Below are 16,043 nucleotides of genomic sequence, written 5' to 3'. Positions count from 1 at the left end.
TTATGAAGCTCAATAAATTCCGCGCAGCCGTGCTGGCGATCGCCCCCGCAGCCCTGCTCACCCTTCCCGCGCAGGCCGAGACCGATGCTGCCGCCGTGGTGAAACACTATGCCGATGTGGCGCATGCGAAATACGAAGACTCGCTGACGACGGCAAAGGCGCTTGATGCCGCCATCGACGCCTTTCTGAAGGCGCCGACCGACGAAACGCTGAAGGCGGCCCGGGATGCCTGGATCAAGGCGCGCGTTCCCTACCAACAGACCGAAGTCTATCGCTTCGGCAATCCTGTTGTCGACGAGTGGGAAGGCAAGGTCAACGCCTGGCCGCTCGATGAAGGCCTGATCGACTATGTCGACCCCTCCTACGGCACCGAGAGCGACGAAAACTCCCTCTATGTCGCCAATGTCATCGCCAACAAGACGATCAAGATCGACGGCAAGGATGTCGACGCCTCCAAGCTGACGCCGGAATTCCTCTCCGGCACGCTTGCCGAGGCCGGCGGCATCGAAGCCAATGTCGCGACCGGCTACCACGCCATCGAATTCCTGCTCTGGGGCCAGGATCTGAACGGCACGGGACCCGGCGCCGGCAACCGCCCGGCCACGGATTACGACCTGAAGAACTGCACGCACGGCAATTGCGACCGTCGCGCCGAATATCTGAAGTCCGCCTCCACCCTGCTGGTTTCCGACCTGCAGGAAATGACCAACAACTGGAAGCCGGACGGGGCAGCGACCAAGAACGTCGAAGCTGATCCGAAGGCCGGCCTCGTCGCGATCCTGACGGGCATGGGCTCACTCTCCTATGGCGAGCTTGCCGGCGAGCGCATGAAGCTCGGCCTGCTGCTGCACGATCCGGAGGAAGAGCATGATTGCTTCTCCGACAACACCTATAATTCGCATCTCAACGACGCCATCGGCATCGCCGCCGCCTATACTGGCAACTATACCCGCGTCGACGGCACCAAGCTCAGCGGCCCATCGCTGCACGACCTCGTAGCCGCCAAGGACAAGGCGCTCGATGCGGAGCTGGAAGGCAAGCTCAACAAGACGCTCGATGCGATGAACGCCATGGCCAAGCGCGGCGAGACGGTCGAGAAGTACGACCAGATGATCGGCGAAGGCAACAAGGAAGGCAACGCCGTCGTCCAGGCCGCCATCGACGGGCTGATCGACCAGACGAAATCGATCCAGCGCGTTGTTGCCGCACTCGATCTCGGCACGGTTCAGCTTGAAGGTTCCGACAGCTTGGATAATCCTAACGCCGTCTTCAAATAAGCAAAAGGCGGGCCGCTTCAATCGGAGCGGCCCGGACTCTGAAATGCCGTCTATTGCCTCCCCCATTCCTGTGGCCTCAGGGCTTTGCCCTGGGGACGTCACAGGAATCCAGCCACGGCGCGTCCGCGCCGTGAATGACTCGATCAAGGGGGAGTCTTGCGCGCCCAAGGACCTGGGCGCACTGGATTCTTGTGACATCCCTCGGGTTAAGCCCGAGGAAGGGAATGAGGGCGTGGAAAGGGAAGCGCGGGTCAGCACCGTCGAGCTTGCCGCTCGCGTTCATCGCCTCATCTCAAGATTCCGTCTCTCCCTCCGCGTCGCCGGTTACGCCGCCCTTGCTGTAGCGCCCGCAACGATCGCCACCGGTTTCGATCTTCCGCCGAAAAGCGCCGACCTTTCCGAGACCGATCTCAAACGCGTCGCCGACGTGACGCGGCCGACGGCGGATTTTTCCAGGGCCGAACAATATGAAGCGATGCAGGCGGGCGGCGCGACATCGGTCGATCCGGTCACCGAAGACAGCTTCTCGCATATTTCGGCCAATATTCCCTTCGAGGAAGAGCAGAATTTCAAGCTCGGCAATGCGCTCTTCCGCAAGCTCTGGGTTTCCTCGCCCTCCTCGACCCAGGCCTCCGATGGGCTCGGGCCGCTCTTCAACGCTCGCTCCTGCATGAGCTGTCACGTCAATGATGGCCGCGGCAAACCGCCGGAAGGGGGGCCGAGCGCCGTCTCGATGTTCCTGCGGCTTTCCCGCGCAGCCAGGACGCCGGAAGAAGAAAAGGCGATCGCAAGCGCCGACATTCTCAATTTCCCCGATCCGGTCTATGGCCATCAGCTGCAGGACCTTGCCGTTCCCGGCCTTGCCGCCGAAGGCCGGATGACGATCCGCTATGATGAGCAGACGGTAGCGCTTGGCGACGGCGAGACCGTGTCGCTGCGCCGGCCGCATTACGCGGCAACCAAGCTGGCCTATGGACCACTCGATGCTTCGACGACGATCTCGGCGCGTGTCGCTCCGGCCATGATCGGCCTCGGGCTGATCGAGGCGATCCCAGAGGCCGATATCCTTGCCCATGCCGACCCTGACGACGCCAATGGCGACGGTATCTCCGGCAAGGCGGCGATCGTCCGCGATCACCGCAGCGGCGAGATCGCGCTCGGCCGCTTCGGCTGGAAGGCACAGAACGCCACGGTGCGCGATCAGAATGCCGACGCCTTTGCCAATGATATCGGCATCTCGACCCCCGATCACCCGAAAGCGCACGGCGATTGCACCAAGGCGGAGGAAAAATGCCTCGCTATGCCGACCGGTGTGCAAAAACGGCTGGGCGAGGAAGAAGCGCCGGGTCCCATTCTCGATCTCGTGACCTTCTATTCCGAAAATCTTGCCGTTCCGGCGCGCCGCAAGGCAAGTTTCCCCGAAACGCTGAAGGGCAAGCGGATTTTCTACGAAACCGGCTGCGTTTCCTGCCATGTGCCGAAATTCGTCACCCGCAGGGATTCGCCTGAGAAGGCGCAATCCTTCCAGCTGATCTGGCCCTATTCCGACTTTCTCTTGCATGACATGGGTGACGGACTTGCCGACGGGCAGCAGGTCGGACTTGCAAGCGGACGTGAATGGCGTACGCCACCGCTATGGGGTATAGGACTGACCCGGACGGTCAGCGGACACAGTTTTTTCCTGCATGACGGTCGTGCGCGGGATCTCACCGAGGCGGTCCTCTGGCACGGCGGCGAAGCTGAAAAGGCCCGCAACGCTTTCTCCGCCCTGTCAAAAGACGACAGGGCGGCCCTGATTACTTTCCTGGAGTCACTTTGATGCGCCTTTGGCACCCCCTGCTCTGCCTCACTCTGATCGGCCTTGCCACATCAGCGGCTGCCCAGACCGCTGCTCCTCCGGCAGGGCTGAACGAGGATGCCGTTCCCGCCGTCATGCAGCGCGCCGTCGACGAAGTGATCCGCCCCGGCTATCGCAACATGCAGCAATCGGCCGCCCGGCTGACGACGGCAATGAAGGATCTCTGCGACGGCGGCACGCAGCAGACGCTCGACAAGGCGAAATCGGCTTTCGACGATACGATCCGCTACTGGTCGATCATCGAGATCGTCCAGACCGGGCCCGTCATCCAGGACAATCTCTTCGAGCACATCCTGTTTTATCCCGACCGCAAGGGCGTCGGCCTGAAGCAGGTGCAGGCGCTGATCGCCAAGGCCGATCCGAAGGATGCGACGGTCGATGCGATCGCCGGCAAGAGCGTGGCGCTGCAGGGCCTGACGGCCCTGGAATACGTGCTCTACGGCAACGGCTCGGAAAATCTTGTCGGTCAGAAGGGCGGCTTCCGCTGCCTTTATGGCGCCGCCGTCGCCGGCAATATCCAGCGCGAGGCCGGCGAAGTCGTCGCTGCCTGGGAAAAGCCGGACGGGGTGCAGGCGAGCTGGAAACATCCTGGCCCGCAGAGCAACGATTTCATGGACAACAAGGAGGCCGCGACCGCGCTGCTCGGCATTCTCGTCCACGGTGCCGAGAATGTCCGCGACCAAAGGCTGGAACAGTTCTACAAGGGCAAGGATACCCCGCCGCGACCGCGAATGGCGATCTACTGGCGTTCGAAAAATACCTGGAAGTCGATTGCCGCCAATCTGGAGGGCCTGCGCACGCTCTGGCAGAAGGCTGGCATGGCCGAGCTTCTGCCGCCGGACAAACGATCGATTGCCGCTTCGATCGACGAGGACTTCAAATCGCTGCTCGACAGCGTGCCGAAACTCAATCCCGATATGGACGCCGCCACCAGCGATGCCGAAAAAGCCAAGCTCGACACGCTTTTGGCCGAAAGCCGTGATCTGATCACCCGGATCAGCGACGACTATGGCGCGGCCATCGGACTTTCGGCCGGCTTTTCCTTTTCGGACGGAGACTGAAGCGATGATGCGGAGCGCCCTGATCAATCGACGCAGTTTTGTCAAGGCGGCAGGGCTCGCTTTCCTCGCGAGCTTGACGCCAAGAGCGCTAATGGCACTCGAACGGGCCGATGCGGTCTACGCTTCGGGCATTCGCACGGCAAACGGTTCCTTTGCCATCGCGACCGTGACCGAGCGCGGCGAGATCATCGATCAGGTGGCGCTTCCCGCCCGCGCCCACGGTATGGCCTTCAGCGCCGCCACCGGCAAGACCGTCGCCTTCGCGCGCCGGCCGGGCACCTATGCGATGATCTTCGATCCACGAGATAAGGGCGAGCCGATCGTCATCAACTCCCGGGAGGACCGCCATTTCTACGGGCACGGCGCCTTCTCGCCCGATGGCCGGATCCTCTACGCCAGCGAGAATGATTTCGACGGCAATCGCGGCATGATCGGTCTCTACGACGCGAGCGATCGCTTCACTCGCATCGGCGAATACGAGACCTGTGGCATCGGTCCGCACGATATGACGGTTTCCGATGACGGACGCCTGCTCATTGTCGCCAATGGCGGCATCGAGACGCATCCGGATTTCGGCCGCACCAAACTCAATCTCGGGGCGATGCAGCCGTCGCTGGCGCTGATCGACGCGGCGACGGGCGCCTTGATCGAAAAACACGTGCTGCCGGCCGAATGGTCGCAGCTGTCGACCCGCCATGTGGACCTCGACGGCGAGGGCCGCATCTGGTTCGCCTGCCAGTACGAAGGCCACCGCAAGGACTTGCCGCCGCTCGTCGGCCATTTCGCCAAGGGCGAGGATCTTTCCTTCGTCGCGCTGCCGGAGGAGACGACGCGCAGGCTCGCCAACTATGTCGGGGCGATCGCCGTCAACCGCAGCGAGGGTCTCGTCGGCATCACCTCGCCGAAGGGCGGCGCCTCGGTGACCATCGATGCAAGAACGGGCAAGGTTCTGGCCGAGAGCGCCGTTCCGGAGGCCGCCGGCATCGCGCCGGCAAAAGATGGCTTTGCCGTCTCCTCCTATGACGGCGATTTCCTGTCGACCCGCAGCGATGTCGCCTGGGATCAGCACATCGTCCGGGTCTCTCATCGGGCGCGCGCATAGGCCTTCTGCTCGGCGCTGACGCTCGATGCCGCGGCCCTCGCCGCCTCATGCAGCCATTCGGGTCCCCGCATCTGCACGTCCCGATGGATTGCCGCGGCCGCCGCCGCATCATCGGAATGGCAGTTGGCAATCTCGAAGCCCATCAATTCGAGCATTGTCGGCGAAAGCAGGATCTCCGGATGCTTGTCGATCTCGATCTTGCGGCTGTTCGGCGAGAGCCGGCGCACCAGGATGCGGCCGTAGACGCCATAGTGAGGATCGGCCGAGCGCGCCCGGCCGGCCGCGATTTCACCCGCGCGGATCGCCCCATCAAGCGGCCTGTGGCGAAGCGACCAGGCCGACGGCACCAGCGCCTTCGCCTCGCGCAAGACCGGCCCGCCCTGCCATTCGGCATAGGCGACGAAGCGCGGGCGGCCGAGGCTGCCGGTGCCGGCGCTTCGCGGCTTGGCCGTGAAAGGTCCCGATCCCGATGGCAATGCGTGGGAAAGGGCCTCGATATAGGCAGCCGGCGCCTTCGTCTTGCCCGTAGGCAACATCTCGTATTTTTCCCAGAATTCCCGCCGTTCCGAATTCGGCAGCATCAACGCCTTGCGCAGCCATTTATGGTCGCGTTCGAGGATGATCGGCAGCGGATTTTCAAGACCTCTGCGATAACCGCCGAGGATCAGCTCACCGATCATGCGGACCGAGGGACCGTCATCCCCGCGCGCCAGGATGGCGCTTGCCGCAAGGCGAACGAGATCCAGCGCATAGGGCATCACCGCGGCATCGTCGAAATCATTGACGCCCCAGACGAGCCGGCCCTCGCTGTCGCGCCAGGTGCCGAAATTCTCCAGATGCGTATCGCCGATCGCCAGCACCTCGGGCGCACGGCCGAGTTCCGGGCAGATATCGAGGATGATCTCGCACCAGCGCCAAAAGGTGGCGCGCAGGAAGACGAAATCGTCGCCGCGCATCTTCTCGTGCTTTTCCAGGAGATCGTCCGTGACTAGATCGCCGCCGAGTTCGCTGGCCAGCCAGGTCTCGAAATTCCGAACCGATTGCGATATCGTCGTCATGGCGCCGGCGCTTTCCCTCATTTCGAGACAGGATGCCGGAGAATACCCGCTGCGCGCGAAGCTGCAATTGTCTTCGCAGGAATTGGCAACGTGTTTGCGCAACGGCGGCACGGCGAAAGGTTGCGCTGGCGACACGGCTTGAGGTTTCCATCACCGTCCGGATCGATTTCAGCAATGTCCAGCTTGTCGAATCCGGCCTGCCATGCCACTTTCCCGACTTCGAGAGGGGTAGCCATGAGTGAGACTGACAGGGGCGATTTCCGCGCGCGAATCCGCCGCAACTTTGCGCGCCAGGCGGCGATGCAGACGATCGGTGCGGAGCTGACGCGCGTCGAGCACGGCGTCGTCGAGATCGAGCTTCCCTTCGACATCAAACTGACGCAACAGCACGGCATCCTACATGCGGGGATCATTTCCGCCGCCCTCGATTCAGCCTGCGGCTTTGCCGCCTATAGCGTCATCGATCCGGAAGCCTCGATCCTGACGATCGAATTCAAGGTCAACCTCATGTCGCCCGGGCGTGGCGAGCGATTCCTGTTTCGCGGCGAAATTACCAAGCCGGGCTCCACCATCATCGTCGCCGACGGGCGAGGCTACGCGATCAGCGACGGGCCGGCAAAACTCATCGCCTCCATGACCGGAACGATGATGGTCATCCGCGGCAGAGAGGGAATTAAAGGATGAAGTTCGAACTGAAATCGGTCGCGGGAAAATCCATCCTGTTCGTCATGGCGGCGGAGGCCGAATACGGCCCCTTTCTGCGTTCGCGCATCGAGCCCTTGATGACCGGCGTCGGCCCTGTCGAGGCAGCGGTCGCGCTGACCAAGACGCTGGCGCGGCTCGATGCGGCCGACGACCTGCCGGATCTCGTCGTTTCGCTCGGCTCGGCCGGCTCGGCCAAATTGGAACAGACCGAAATCTATCAGGTTACCTCGGTTTCCTACCGCGACATGGACGCCTCGCCGCTTGGCTTCGAAAAGGGCCGGACCCCCTTCCTCGACCTGCCGGCGACGCTCGAGCTGCCGCTGCGCATTCCTGGTATTGCCGAGGCAAGCCTTTCCACGGGCGGCAACGTCATCTCGGGCGCTGCCTATACCGACATCGACGCCGACATGGTCGATATGGAGACCTATGCGGTGTTGCGCGCCTGCCAGGGCTACAAGCTGCCGCTGATCGGTCTTCGCGGCATTTCCGATGGCGCGGTCGAGCTGCAGCATATTTCCGGCTGGACCGAGTATCTGCATATCGTCGACCGCAAGCTCTCCTACGGCGTCGACAGCCTGTTCACGGCGCTGGAGGACGGGGTTTTCTGGTTCTAAACCCTCAAAGCCCCGCCTTTCCCGGCGCGCGAGGGACAATCGGAACAATAAAAACCCGATGCCGCCGATTTCCCGGATTGCCAGGCGAGGCGCTTTTCATTAAAGCCTCGCCATGACCCAGACAGCACATCCCGACTCCGTTCTCATCGTCGATTTCGGCAGCCAGGTGACCCAGCTCATCGCACGACGCGTGCGCGAGGCCGGTGTCTATTGCGAAATCGTTCCCTTCCAATCGGCTGAAGAGGGCTTCAATCGCCTGCAGCCGAAAGCCGTGATCCTGTCCGGGAGCCCGGCTTCGACGGTGGACGAGGGATCGCCGCGGGCGCCTGACATCATCTTCGACAGCGGTCTGCCGGTCTTCGGCATCTGCTATGGCCAGCAGACGATGTGCATGCAGCTCGGCGGCAAGGTCGAAAGCGGCCATCACCGCGAATTCGGCCGCGCCTTCCTCGATGTCGACAAGGACTGCCAGCTGTTCGAGGGCCTCTGGTCCTCCGGCTCGCGCCATCAGGTGTGGATGAGCCATGGCGACCGTGTCACGGCGCTGCCCGATGGTTTCGAAGTGGTCGCCACCTCCTCCAACGCGCCCTTCGCCTTCATCGCCGACGAGAAGCGCAAATATTACGGCGTGCAGTTCCACCCCGAGGTCGTGCATACGCCCGACGGTGCCAAGCTGATCGGCAACTTCATTCACAATGTCGCCGGCATCAAGGGCGACTGGTCGATGTCGGCATACCGCCAGAAGGCGGTCGACGAGATCCGCAGGCAGGTCGGCGACAAGCGCGTCATCTGCGCGCTTTCGGGCGGCGTCGACAGTTCCGTCGCGGCGCTTCTGATCCACGAGGCGGTCGGCGACCAGCTGACCTGCATCCTCGTCGACCACGGGCTGATGCGCAAGGACGAGGCGGCTGGTGTCGTCGCCATGTTCCGCGAGCACTACAATCTGCATCTGCTGCACGTCGACGCGTCCGACCGCTTCATCGGCGAGCTCGAAGGCGTCAGCGACCCGGAAACCAAGCGCAAGATCATCGGCCGGCTGTTCATCGAAACCTTCGAGGAGGAGGCAAAGAAACTCGGCGGCGCCGACTTCCTCGGCCAGGGCACGCTCTATCCCGACGTGATCGAGAGCGTTTCCTTTACCGGCGGTCCGTCGGTGACGATCAAGTCGCACCACAATGTCGGCGGCCTGCCGGAGCGCATGAAGATGCAGCTCGTCGAGCCGCTCCGCGAACTCTTCAAGGACGAGGTGCGCGCGCTCGGCCGCGAACTCGGCCTGCCCGACAGCTTCATCGGCCGCCATCCCTTCCCCGGCCCCGGCCTTGCCATCCGCTGCCCCGGCGGCATCACCCGCGAAAAGCTGGAGATCCTGCGCGAGGCCGATGCGATCTACCTCGACGAAATCCGCAAGGCCGGCCTCTACGACGCCATCTGGCAGGCCTTCGCCGTGCTGCTTCCCGTCCAGACCGTCGGCGTCATGGGTGATGGCCGCACCTATGAATTCGTCTGCGCGCTGCGCGCCGTCACGTCGGTCGACGGCATGACCGCCGATTTCTACCATTACGACATGGAATTCCTCGGCCGCGCCGCCACCCGCATCATCAACGAGGTGCGCGGCATCAACCGCGTGGTCTATGACGTCACCTCAAAGCCGCCCGGTACGATCGAGTGGGAGTAAGGGGGGCATAGTTAGTTGTATCAAACGGCTACATTGATTAATTGCTGGTCGAATTTCTTCCAACGGCATTGTGCCCATCGATAGAAGCGGACCAGATAATTGGCGACATGATACGGCGGGCGTCATCGTTCTCGCTGTCCGTCCCGATACTCCCGACGGTTCACGCGCACCTGAAGTCGTACGAACTTCGCTGCTCGCAACGCATAGCGGCATGAGACGCGCACTGACGAAGGTCAGGCTCATCCGGATGGGCGGACCGCAGGTGCGGTCGATCCGTCACGACAGCCGTCGCGGCTGCGCACTCGTCGATCCGTCCGACAGCGTCAGCATCGCCGCGACTTAACTGATGCGGGTCCCTTCTTCGCGCCCTACTCAGTCGTCGTCCTGCCACCTGCGCAGATCCGTCTGGTCATGGTAGGCCATGCGGTCGGGCGTGGTGATAAACTCAATCGTCGTGCCCCATGGCATGCGGCAATAGCAGACCTTGTTTCCAGGACCTTTTTCGGTTGCGTAGGGAATAGCGCGCGGCGCGGTAAGAGACGTGCCTCCAGCCTTTTCGAAGCGCTCTACCGATGCGTCGATGTCGTCGGTGTAGACACCGAAGTGCGTAATGCCGAAGTCGCTCGCTCGAACCGGCTGCGCTTGTTCGGAGCCGTGCATTTCGAAGAGCTCTATATCAGGTCCGGTTCCGATTTTGACCATCGCCTGCGCCCGCACGACCGTTCCGTGGAAAGCACCAGTGGCCCGCTCGAATTCGGGTCCCTGCCGCGGCGGATCCTGCGGTCCGAAGGACTGGTAGATCATCTGGCCGCCGAAAGCTTCCACCAGGAACGATTTTGCTGCTTCGATGTCGGGCACCGTGATGCCGATATGATTGACGCCGCGAATGACAGGTGCGGTCATGATAGTTTTCCTTTTTTCTTTAATCATCGGCGATGGGTGCGGGCACAACCCGCCCGCAATGCCGCGACCCCCTAGCCTACGACGGGGCGATTGCAGAGTTTCAATTGGCCTTGAGGAAATCGATCAGAGCTGCTGCCACCTCATCCGGCCGCTCGTCAGCGACATAGTGACCGCACCGCGCAATCGAGCCTCCCGTCACATTGCTGGCGAACTCCTTGAGCATCGGCACCATATGCGCACCGAAGCGCTGATCCCCGCCGAGACCGAGCACCGGTATATCGAGCGGTCGCTTTTTGTACTCGAGTGCGGCCGCATGGTCGGCAGCAAGGGTACGATACCATTCCATGCCGCCGCGCGTGCGGCCAGGAAGGACCATCGCTTTCGCGTAGATCTCGACGTCCGCCGGGTTGAAGGTGCTGTGATCGTAGAACCGTTCAGCCATGAAGGCCGAGATATAGTCATATTCACGGCCATGGATCAGGCGCTCGGGCAGATCCCGGTTCATATGAAAGCTGAAGTGCCAGATCCGTGCCGTCGTCGCCTCCCATTGCGTCCAGCCGGGAAGTGGAACGTCGAGCACGGCCAGACGGGTAACAGCCTTCCAATAGATGGCGGCCTGCGGCAGCGCCACCATTCCGCCAATATCATGGCCGCACACGGCATAGCGTTCATGTCCAAGGGCAACCATGACTTCGTGCGCATCGCGCGCCATCGTCGCCTTGTCATAACCGTCGAGCGGGCAGTCGGAAAAACCCGCGCCACGCAGATCGATGGCCACCACACTAAAATGCTCGACCAGCAACGGCATTACATGGTGCCATTCCCACCATGTTTCCGGCCAACCGTGGAGCAGAAGGATCGGCGGACCAGAGCCCCCCGTGACGGCGTTGATCTTGATGCCATTCACCGGCACCAGCTGTTGGGTGAACCCCTTCAAGGTTGCGATCATGATCACTTTCCAGTCGATGTTGAAGTCAAAGAGAGGTTGCGGCCAGCGCTCAGGGTTGGTCGAAATCGGTGGCGATCGTGATGTCGCGCCAGGCATCGATATCGCTCCGGAAAGAAGCCAGCTTTCGCTCAGCAATCGTATGCGCGGCGGGGCCGAGCGGCAGATGAAGCGGGGCGTCATCGGCATCGACTGCCTGCAGGATCACCGCGATCGCCTTATCGGGATCGCCCGCCTGATTGCCGTCGTTGGTTTCGCGATAGTGCCTGCGCGAGCTCGCAGCGTATTCCAGCATCTCGTTGGCTGCCATTGTGATCGAACGGCCAAGGAAATCGGTGCGAAACGGCCCAGGCTCGACGATCAGCACGCGGATGCCGAACGGCTTCAGCTCGCCCGCGAGCGCTTCGGAGATCCCTTCCACGGCAAACTTGGCGGCATTGTAATATCCGGCACCGCCGCTGCCCGCGATGCCTGCGCCCGACGACATGTTGACGATCGTTCCGCCCGAACGTCGCAGGGCTGGCAGAGCTGCTCTGGTGGTTTCGATCAGACCGAAGACGTTCACCTCGAACATCGGCCGATATTCCTCAGGCGCGCCTTCCTCGATCGCGCCGAACAGTCCATAGCCGGCATTGTTCACGAGCACGTCGAAGCCGCCGAATGTGTCGACCGCCTTTGCGACCGCAGCTCGGGCTGCAGCCGCATCGGTCACGTCGAGGGGCAGGGTGATCATGCGGCCGCCGAAAGGCTCGGCCATTTCTTCGATCGTTTTGATATTGCGGGCCGTCGCGATGACCCCATCGCCGCGCTGTGCTGCAGCGAGTGCGAGCCGTTGGCCAAAGCCGCTTGAGCAGCCTGTGATGAGCCAAGTTCTCATTAGCTTTCTCCGAGTTGTTTTCAGACGACGCCGATAGCGCGTTTCCTTCACCCGAGCGGCCTCATAAAGGTCCTCAAACAGGCAGAAGGAGCGCCCCCAAGCGATGGCAAAAATCTAGGTGCTTAGATTTGTTCTTTAAGTGACAGAACTGTATTCTCGGCGTTCAGTTTTGTGGGGGTGGCGATGGAATGGAGTGACGTGAGAATATTTCTTGCTGTCGCGAGAGCTGGTACGCTCGGCGGTGCTGCGCGTTCGCTTCAGACGAGCCATCCGACCGTCGGCAGGCGCCTGCGCGCACTTGAGCAGGCGATCGGTCACACGCTCTTCCAGCGGACTGCGGATGGTCTTGTCCTGACTGAAGAGGGCCACGGGATCATCGCGCTGGCGGAGCAGATGGAAGAGGGTGCGCTGGCCATGGAGCGCCGGCTTGCGGGGCAGGAGAAGAATCTCAAAGGCAGTCTACGCATTTCGTCAGCGGACTGGTTCGGGGCCTATGTCCTGCCTCCCATCCTGGCGGATTTCTCAAACGCCTACCCCAATGTCGACGTCGAGATCCTCACCGGCACCCGCCTGTTCAACCTCGCCCAGCGTGAGGCAGATATCGCCTTTCGTATCGTTCCGTTCAACACTGCCGATGTCGTCCAGCGGCGGCTCTTCAGGCTTGAATACGGCGTCTACATCGCCGAGGATTCGGCTGATCCCAAATATGGCGACGGGACTGGTTTCCGGCTGATCACCCACGATACGTCGACCGGACAGTTCCCCGATATCGCGTGGCTCATCGAGAGTTTCCCCAACGCGAGATCGGTCCTGCGATCGAACAACCGCAACGTCCAGGGGCGCATGTGTAGGCAAGGCGTCGGTATCGCCGTCCTGCCCCGCGTGGTCGGCGATCAGATCGCGGGTATCCGCAGACTGGAACTGCCGATGCCGCCGCCGGCGCGAGACATCTGGATGGGATATCACCGTGACCTAAGACGTCTTCAGCGCCTTCGTGCGTTCATCTCGACCGTATCGGACCATCTCGTCAACGCGACCGCATGATGAGCGGCCCGAGGATGATTCAAGGTTCCCGGAGAAGCACCAAGATCGCTGTGGGCCTCTCGGTCGGTCGCTCCTCGGGATCCAGCGCCCGAGTGCCTTGGAATTCGATCATAGTCGCATGCTGCGCTTAGCGATCAAGGAAGGCCTTGACGAACGGTGTGCTGATCCCGCTGGTGCCGAGCACCGGCACGGACAGCTTGGGATACGCGTCCATCGTGGACGTCCTGACCGATGGTCTGGTGCCACCGTTCCCGGCCCCGATCGCCTCCAGGCCCCTGAGCGGCCGCCCTATGGATGGAGCGGTCGAACGGGGCAATCGATCCCGGCGTGTGATTGAGGTAGTCGGAGATCCAGTCGAGTAGGATACCGCCCAATACGCAGACTTTTGCGACGATAGCCCACGTGTCGAGGCGATCATCAGCCAAGTGGGCGACGCGCTCGATGCCAAGACCGTGATCGAGACGATGAACCTGCTCGGTGTCACGGCAGATTCTCAGCATTGTCACGATCTGGACTTCATGCGCGACAGCTCGACTTCCGAAGAAAGATCTGCAGCGACCTCTGCCGAAGGCCCGGATCGTCAAGGCATTCAATCTGCTGGCGTCGCCGCCTGCTTGAGGCCGTAGCGTGGTCGGAAACGCCGGTACAGCCCAAGTCCTGTATGCCAGCGACGATACATCTGCTGGGCAGGTGACGCGCGGTTTGATCGCTGATGCCGGCTTCAAGCCTGTCCGTCCCGGAAGCAAGCCGCAACCTTGGGCCTGTGCTGCTACAACTGCAAACGTTTCACGCACGTAAGGGCGGACGTGAGCCGCATCCTGCGAACGAGCAGGAAGTGGCGCGAAGGTTTCAGTGTGCGGCGCCTGATTCCTCGCGTGCCCTCACGATGGCGTCCGCTTCCTTGCCGTATAGCTCCTCGAAGTGATCGAAGGTCTTGGAAAAGTAACCGATGCCCTGCGTCGCCGAGCGCAGCGCCCGCGCCAGATCGTCGAGTGCGCCGCCCGGAACAAGTGCCCGGAAGATGTCCCATCCCTTGGCGGTTTCATCCCGGTCGAAGCCGAGAACCTGACCCTTGAGAGCGGAGACGATCTGGACGAGGCTGCCGGAATAGATCGACGGAATGTGAATTTCGCTGCGGAAGACCGGTTGCATCAAAACGGCCGCCCCTTCGGAAAGCGCCTGTCGCACTCCCATTCTCGACGCAGTCCTGAAGGCGTGTTCCGAACTGTCGACTGCATGGTACTGACCGTCGAACAGCGTTACGCTGACATCGATGACCTGGAAGCCGAGCGGCCCTTTCTCCATCGCTTCGCGCGCGCCCGCTTCGACGGCAGGGATGTAGTTGCGTGGAACGACTCTACCCTTGACGGTTTCGCTGAAGGTGAAGCCGCGGCCGCGCTCGTTGGGGCGAATGCTCAGCTTCACATCCGCGAATTGGCCGGCACCGCCGGTCTGTTTGCGATGCCGGTAATGAACCTCCGATGGTTTCGCGATCGTCTCGCGGTAGATTGGGCTGGGGGTTCGATCGGTCACGGAGATGTGAAAGACATCGGACAGCGTTCGGCAGAGATCGCGCAGATGCACCGGTCCCTGGGCGCAGACGAGCTGGGCGCCCGTGCCTTCCTCATGCGAGACTTTCAGACCGCGATCGGTTTCGGAAAGTTTCGCCAGCGTTTCGGAGAGCTTGTTTTCATCGCGCTCGCTGCCCGGGACAAGGATCCTTTCAAGCATCGGCGTCGGTGGCTCGGTCCATTCTGGCGGGGCGACCGTCGCGTCTGATGTCAATAGCGACGGGACGGGCAAGTGGTCGGACTTGACCGTGGCGAAGACATCCCCCGGCGCCGGCAGAACCGCCGAGCTGGACCGCCCGTTTGCGGGATCCTGTACGGCGCCGAGGCTGGAGCCGCCCAGTGATGCGCCTTGCCGCAGGCCCTCGCCAAGCGCGCGCACGAGCACCGTCTTGCCAATATTCTGACGATGATAGGCATGGAAGCTCACGGCCACCAGCTTGCCCTCATCGACAGTTCCCGCATGAGCGAGACGCTGCCGAAGAACCCCTACCGGCGGCGCCTCGTGGCGCAGCGCCTTCATCAGCCTCGTCATGCCGTTGCCGTGACTTGCTGCACCGATCAGGACCGGGATAATTCTGTTTTCCTTGAGAACCCGTGACGAAATGGCATAGATCGCGTCACTGGATGGCTCGTGGTCCTCGATCAGTTCCTCGAGAAGCCAGTCATCATATTCGGACAGGTGTTCCAGGAGCTCGGTGCGCGCTTCGTGCTCGCGTTCGGCAATGCTTTCGGGGATTGCGATCAGCGCCGAAGTCTGGCCTTCCCGGTAGCGCCACGCCCGTTCCGAAATCAGATCGCAACTGCCAATGACCCTGTCCCCCTCGCGGATCGGTATCTGGCGAAGCAAAAGGGTGTGGTTGGCGTAGTCTTGAAGCGCGGCGATCACGTCCCTCAACCGCCCTCTCGGTTCGTCCATCCGGTTGACGAAGAGGATGCAAGGCGTCCCCGAGGCTTCGATTACCCGCAGATAGGGCGCGGCGAGCACAGCCTCTTCGGGTGCCGATGAAACGCACAGTATGCAGGCGTCGCTGGCAAGAAGCGCCTGTTGCGCATGCACCAACGCTTCGTTGGGTCCCGGCGCATCCAGTGCACACCACGCCTCGTTTCCAAAGGTGAATTCCGTGAGGTTCAATCCATAAGGGGAGCTGGATTTCCTCGGCGTGCCCTCCAGCGAGCCGAGCTTTTCCACGACTGTCGATTTTCCGGTCTGCGAGGGTCCAAGCACGGTAAAGCAGCGCATCGGCATTCCTCCAACTGCCATAACCACAATTCTCAGCCATCATAGGATGCCCTGAACCGCTGCAAGGCGCCAGAGGTGTTCAGCTTAACAACGCTTTGACCTAGGCTTGCAT

At 62.1% G+C, this 16,043-nt stretch carries 15 protein-coding genes; 10 read left to right on the top strand and 5 right to left on the bottom strand.

The annotated features are described in order from the left end of the window. The first annotated feature begins 2 nt into the window (after positions 1–2). The 4 genes from J2J99_RS01725 to J2J99_RS01710 are packed head-to-tail and all read left to right on the top strand — an operon-like array spanning position 3 to position 5,298. Positions 3–1,277, top strand: a complete 1,275-nt coding sequence (locus tag J2J99_RS01725) for an imelysin family protein (protein ID WP_168295392.1) — start codon at positions 3–5, stop codon at positions 1,275–1,277. Between the two features lie 43 nt (positions 1,278–1,320). Continuing rightward, positions 1,321–3,096, top strand: coding sequence for a di-heme oxidoreductase family protein (locus J2J99_RS01720; RefSeq protein WP_168295393.1), 1,776 nt, complete (start codon positions 1,321–1,323; stop codon positions 3,094–3,096). Next, entirely contained in the window at positions 3,096–4,196 is a 1,101-nt protein-coding gene (locus J2J99_RS01715) for an imelysin family protein (protein ID WP_168295394.1), read from the top strand. Before J2J99_RS01720 ends, J2J99_RS01715 begins: the two co-directional genes overlap by 1 nt. A 4-nt stretch (positions 4,197–4,200) precedes the next feature. Further along, positions 4,201–5,298: a DUF1513 domain-containing protein gene (locus J2J99_RS01710; RefSeq protein ID WP_168295395.1), complete on the top strand. Its 1,098-nt coding sequence runs from the start codon at positions 4,201–4,203 to the stop codon at positions 5,296–5,298. Here J2J99_RS01710 and J2J99_RS01705 read toward each other — a convergent pair. Continuing rightward, positions 5,280–6,356, bottom strand: a complete 1,077-nt coding sequence (locus J2J99_RS01705; RefSeq protein ID WP_168295396.1) for a DUF2252 family protein — start codon at positions 6,354–6,356, stop codon at positions 5,280–5,282. The genes J2J99_RS01710 and J2J99_RS01705 overlap by 19 nt on opposite strands. Before the next feature lie 234 nt (positions 6,357–6,590). On the opposite strand from J2J99_RS01705, the gene J2J99_RS01700 reads away from it, so the two are divergent. The 4 genes from J2J99_RS01700 (at position 6,591) to J2J99_RS34440 (ending at position 9,693) form a co-directional block, all read left to right on the top strand. Next, positions 6,591–7,040: a PaaI family thioesterase gene (locus J2J99_RS01700; RefSeq protein WP_168295397.1), complete on the top strand. Its 450-nt coding sequence runs from the start codon at positions 6,591–6,593 to the stop codon at positions 7,038–7,040. After that, positions 7,037–7,675, top strand: coding sequence for a 5'-methylthioadenosine/S-adenosylhomocysteine nucleosidase (locus tag J2J99_RS01695; protein WP_168295399.1), 639 nt, complete (start codon positions 7,037–7,039; stop codon positions 7,673–7,675). The genes J2J99_RS01700 and J2J99_RS01695 overlap by 4 nt, the downstream gene beginning before the upstream one ends. Before the next feature lie 112 nt (positions 7,676–7,787). Beyond that, a complete protein-coding gene (gene guaA / locus J2J99_RS01690) occupies positions 7,788–9,350 on the top strand; it encodes a glutamine-hydrolyzing GMP synthase (protein WP_168295401.1) in 1,563 nt (520 codons plus the stop codon). A 211-nt stretch (positions 9,351–9,561) separates the two neighbouring features. Continuing rightward, positions 9,562–9,693: a hypothetical protein gene (locus tag J2J99_RS34440; RefSeq protein WP_259664636.1), complete on the top strand. Its 132-nt coding sequence runs from the start codon at positions 9,562–9,564 to the stop codon at positions 9,691–9,693. A gap of 29 nt (positions 9,694–9,722) precedes the next feature. On the opposite strand, the gene J2J99_RS01685 is transcribed toward J2J99_RS34440, so the two are convergent. From J2J99_RS01685 to J2J99_RS01675, 3 genes are all read right to left on the bottom strand, one after another. Further along, the gene (locus J2J99_RS01685) at positions 9,723–10,253 is read right to left on the bottom strand and encodes a VOC family protein (RefSeq protein ID WP_168295493.1); all 531 of its coding nucleotides are present in this window, start codon (positions 10,251–10,253) and stop codon (positions 9,723–9,725) included. 100 nt (positions 10,254–10,353) lie between these two features. Further along, entirely contained in the window at positions 10,354–11,202 is an 849-nt protein-coding gene (locus tag J2J99_RS01680) for an alpha/beta fold hydrolase (protein ID WP_168295495.1), read from the bottom strand. A 49-nt stretch (positions 11,203–11,251) separates the two neighbouring features. Continuing rightward, the gene (locus tag J2J99_RS01675) at positions 11,252–12,076 is read right to left on the bottom strand and encodes an oxidoreductase (protein ID WP_168295403.1); all 825 of its coding nucleotides are present in this window, start codon (positions 12,074–12,076) and stop codon (positions 11,252–11,254) included. Positions 12,077–12,259: 183 nt separating this feature from the next. Here J2J99_RS01675 and J2J99_RS01670 point away from each other — a divergent pair, with 183 nt between their 5' ends. Next, positions 12,260–13,120 (top strand): LysR family transcriptional regulator, encoded by an 861-nt coding sequence (locus J2J99_RS01670; protein ID WP_168295405.1) that lies wholly within the window; start codon positions 12,260–12,262, stop codon positions 13,118–13,120. A gap of 425 nt (positions 13,121–13,545) precedes the next feature. Beyond that, a complete protein-coding gene (locus tag J2J99_RS01665; protein WP_168295407.1) occupies positions 13,546–13,746 on the top strand; it encodes a hypothetical protein in 201 nt (66 codons plus the stop codon). Between the two features lie 223 nt (positions 13,747–13,969). Here J2J99_RS01665 and J2J99_RS01660 read toward each other — a convergent pair whose 3' ends face one another. After that, positions 13,970–15,931: an elongation factor G gene (locus tag J2J99_RS01660; RefSeq protein ID WP_168295408.1), complete on the bottom strand. Its 1,962-nt coding sequence runs from the start codon at positions 15,929–15,931 to the stop codon at positions 13,970–13,972. Between the last annotated feature and the right edge of the window lie 112 nt (positions 15,932–16,043).

It is taken from the genome of Rhizobium binae, from assembly GCF_017357225.1.
Taxonomy (GTDB): Bacteria; Pseudomonadota; Alphaproteobacteria; order Rhizobiales; family Rhizobiaceae; genus Rhizobium; species Rhizobium binae.
This window is presented reverse-complemented; position numbering and strand designations above follow the sequence as displayed.

What these genes read in the sequence shown, in the direction of transcription:
- J2J99_RS01670 (WP_168295405.1), top strand. Translation starts at nt 12,260, where the DNA reads ATGGAATGGAGTGACGTGAGAATATTTCTTGCTGTCGCGAGAGCTGGT.
- J2J99_RS01700 (WP_168295397.1), top strand. Translation starts at nt 6,591, where the DNA reads ATGAGTGAGACTGACAGGGGCGATTTCCGCGCGCGAATCCGCCGCAAC.
- J2J99_RS34440 (WP_259664636.1), top strand. Translation starts at nt 9,562, where the DNA reads ATGAGACGCGCACTGACGAAGGTCAGGCTCATCCGGATGGGCGGACCG.
- J2J99_RS01720 (WP_168295393.1), top strand. Translation starts at nt 1,321, where the DNA reads ATGCCGTCTATTGCCTCCCCCATTCCTGTGGCCTCAGGGCTTTGCCCT.
- J2J99_RS01705 (WP_168295396.1), bottom strand. Translation starts at nt 6,356, where the DNA reads ATGACGACGATATCGCAATCGGTTCGGAATTTCGAGACCTGGCTGGCC.
- J2J99_RS01685 (WP_168295493.1), bottom strand. Translation starts at nt 10,253, where the DNA reads ATGACCGCACCTGTCATTCGCGGCGTCAATCATATCGGCATCACGGTG.
- J2J99_RS01695 (WP_168295399.1), top strand. Translation starts at nt 7,037, where the DNA reads ATGAAGTTCGAACTGAAATCGGTCGCGGGAAAATCCATCCTGTTCGTC.
- J2J99_RS01675 (WP_168295403.1), bottom strand. Translation starts at nt 12,076, where the DNA reads ATGAGAACTTGGCTCATCACAGGCTGCTCAAGCGGCTTTGGCCAACGG.
- guaA (WP_168295401.1), top strand. Translation starts at nt 7,788, where the DNA reads ATGACCCAGACAGCACATCCCGACTCCGTTCTCATCGTCGATTTCGGC.
- J2J99_RS01710 (WP_168295395.1), top strand. Translation starts at nt 4,201, where the DNA reads ATGATGCGGAGCGCCCTGATCAATCGACGCAGTTTTGTCAAGGCGGCA.
- J2J99_RS01725 (WP_168295392.1), top strand. Translation starts at nt 3, where the DNA reads ATGAAGCTCAATAAATTCCGCGCAGCCGTGCTGGCGATCGCCCCCGCA.
- J2J99_RS01680 (WP_168295495.1), bottom strand. Translation starts at nt 11,202, where the DNA reads ATGATCGCAACCTTGAAGGGGTTCACCCAACAGCTGGTGCCGGTGAAT.
- J2J99_RS01660 (WP_168295408.1), bottom strand. Translation starts at nt 15,931, where the DNA reads ATGCGCTGCTTTACCGTGCTTGGACCCTCGCAGACCGGAAAATCGACA.
- J2J99_RS01715 (WP_168295394.1), top strand. Translation starts at nt 3,096, where the DNA reads ATGCGCCTTTGGCACCCCCTGCTCTGCCTCACTCTGATCGGCCTTGCC.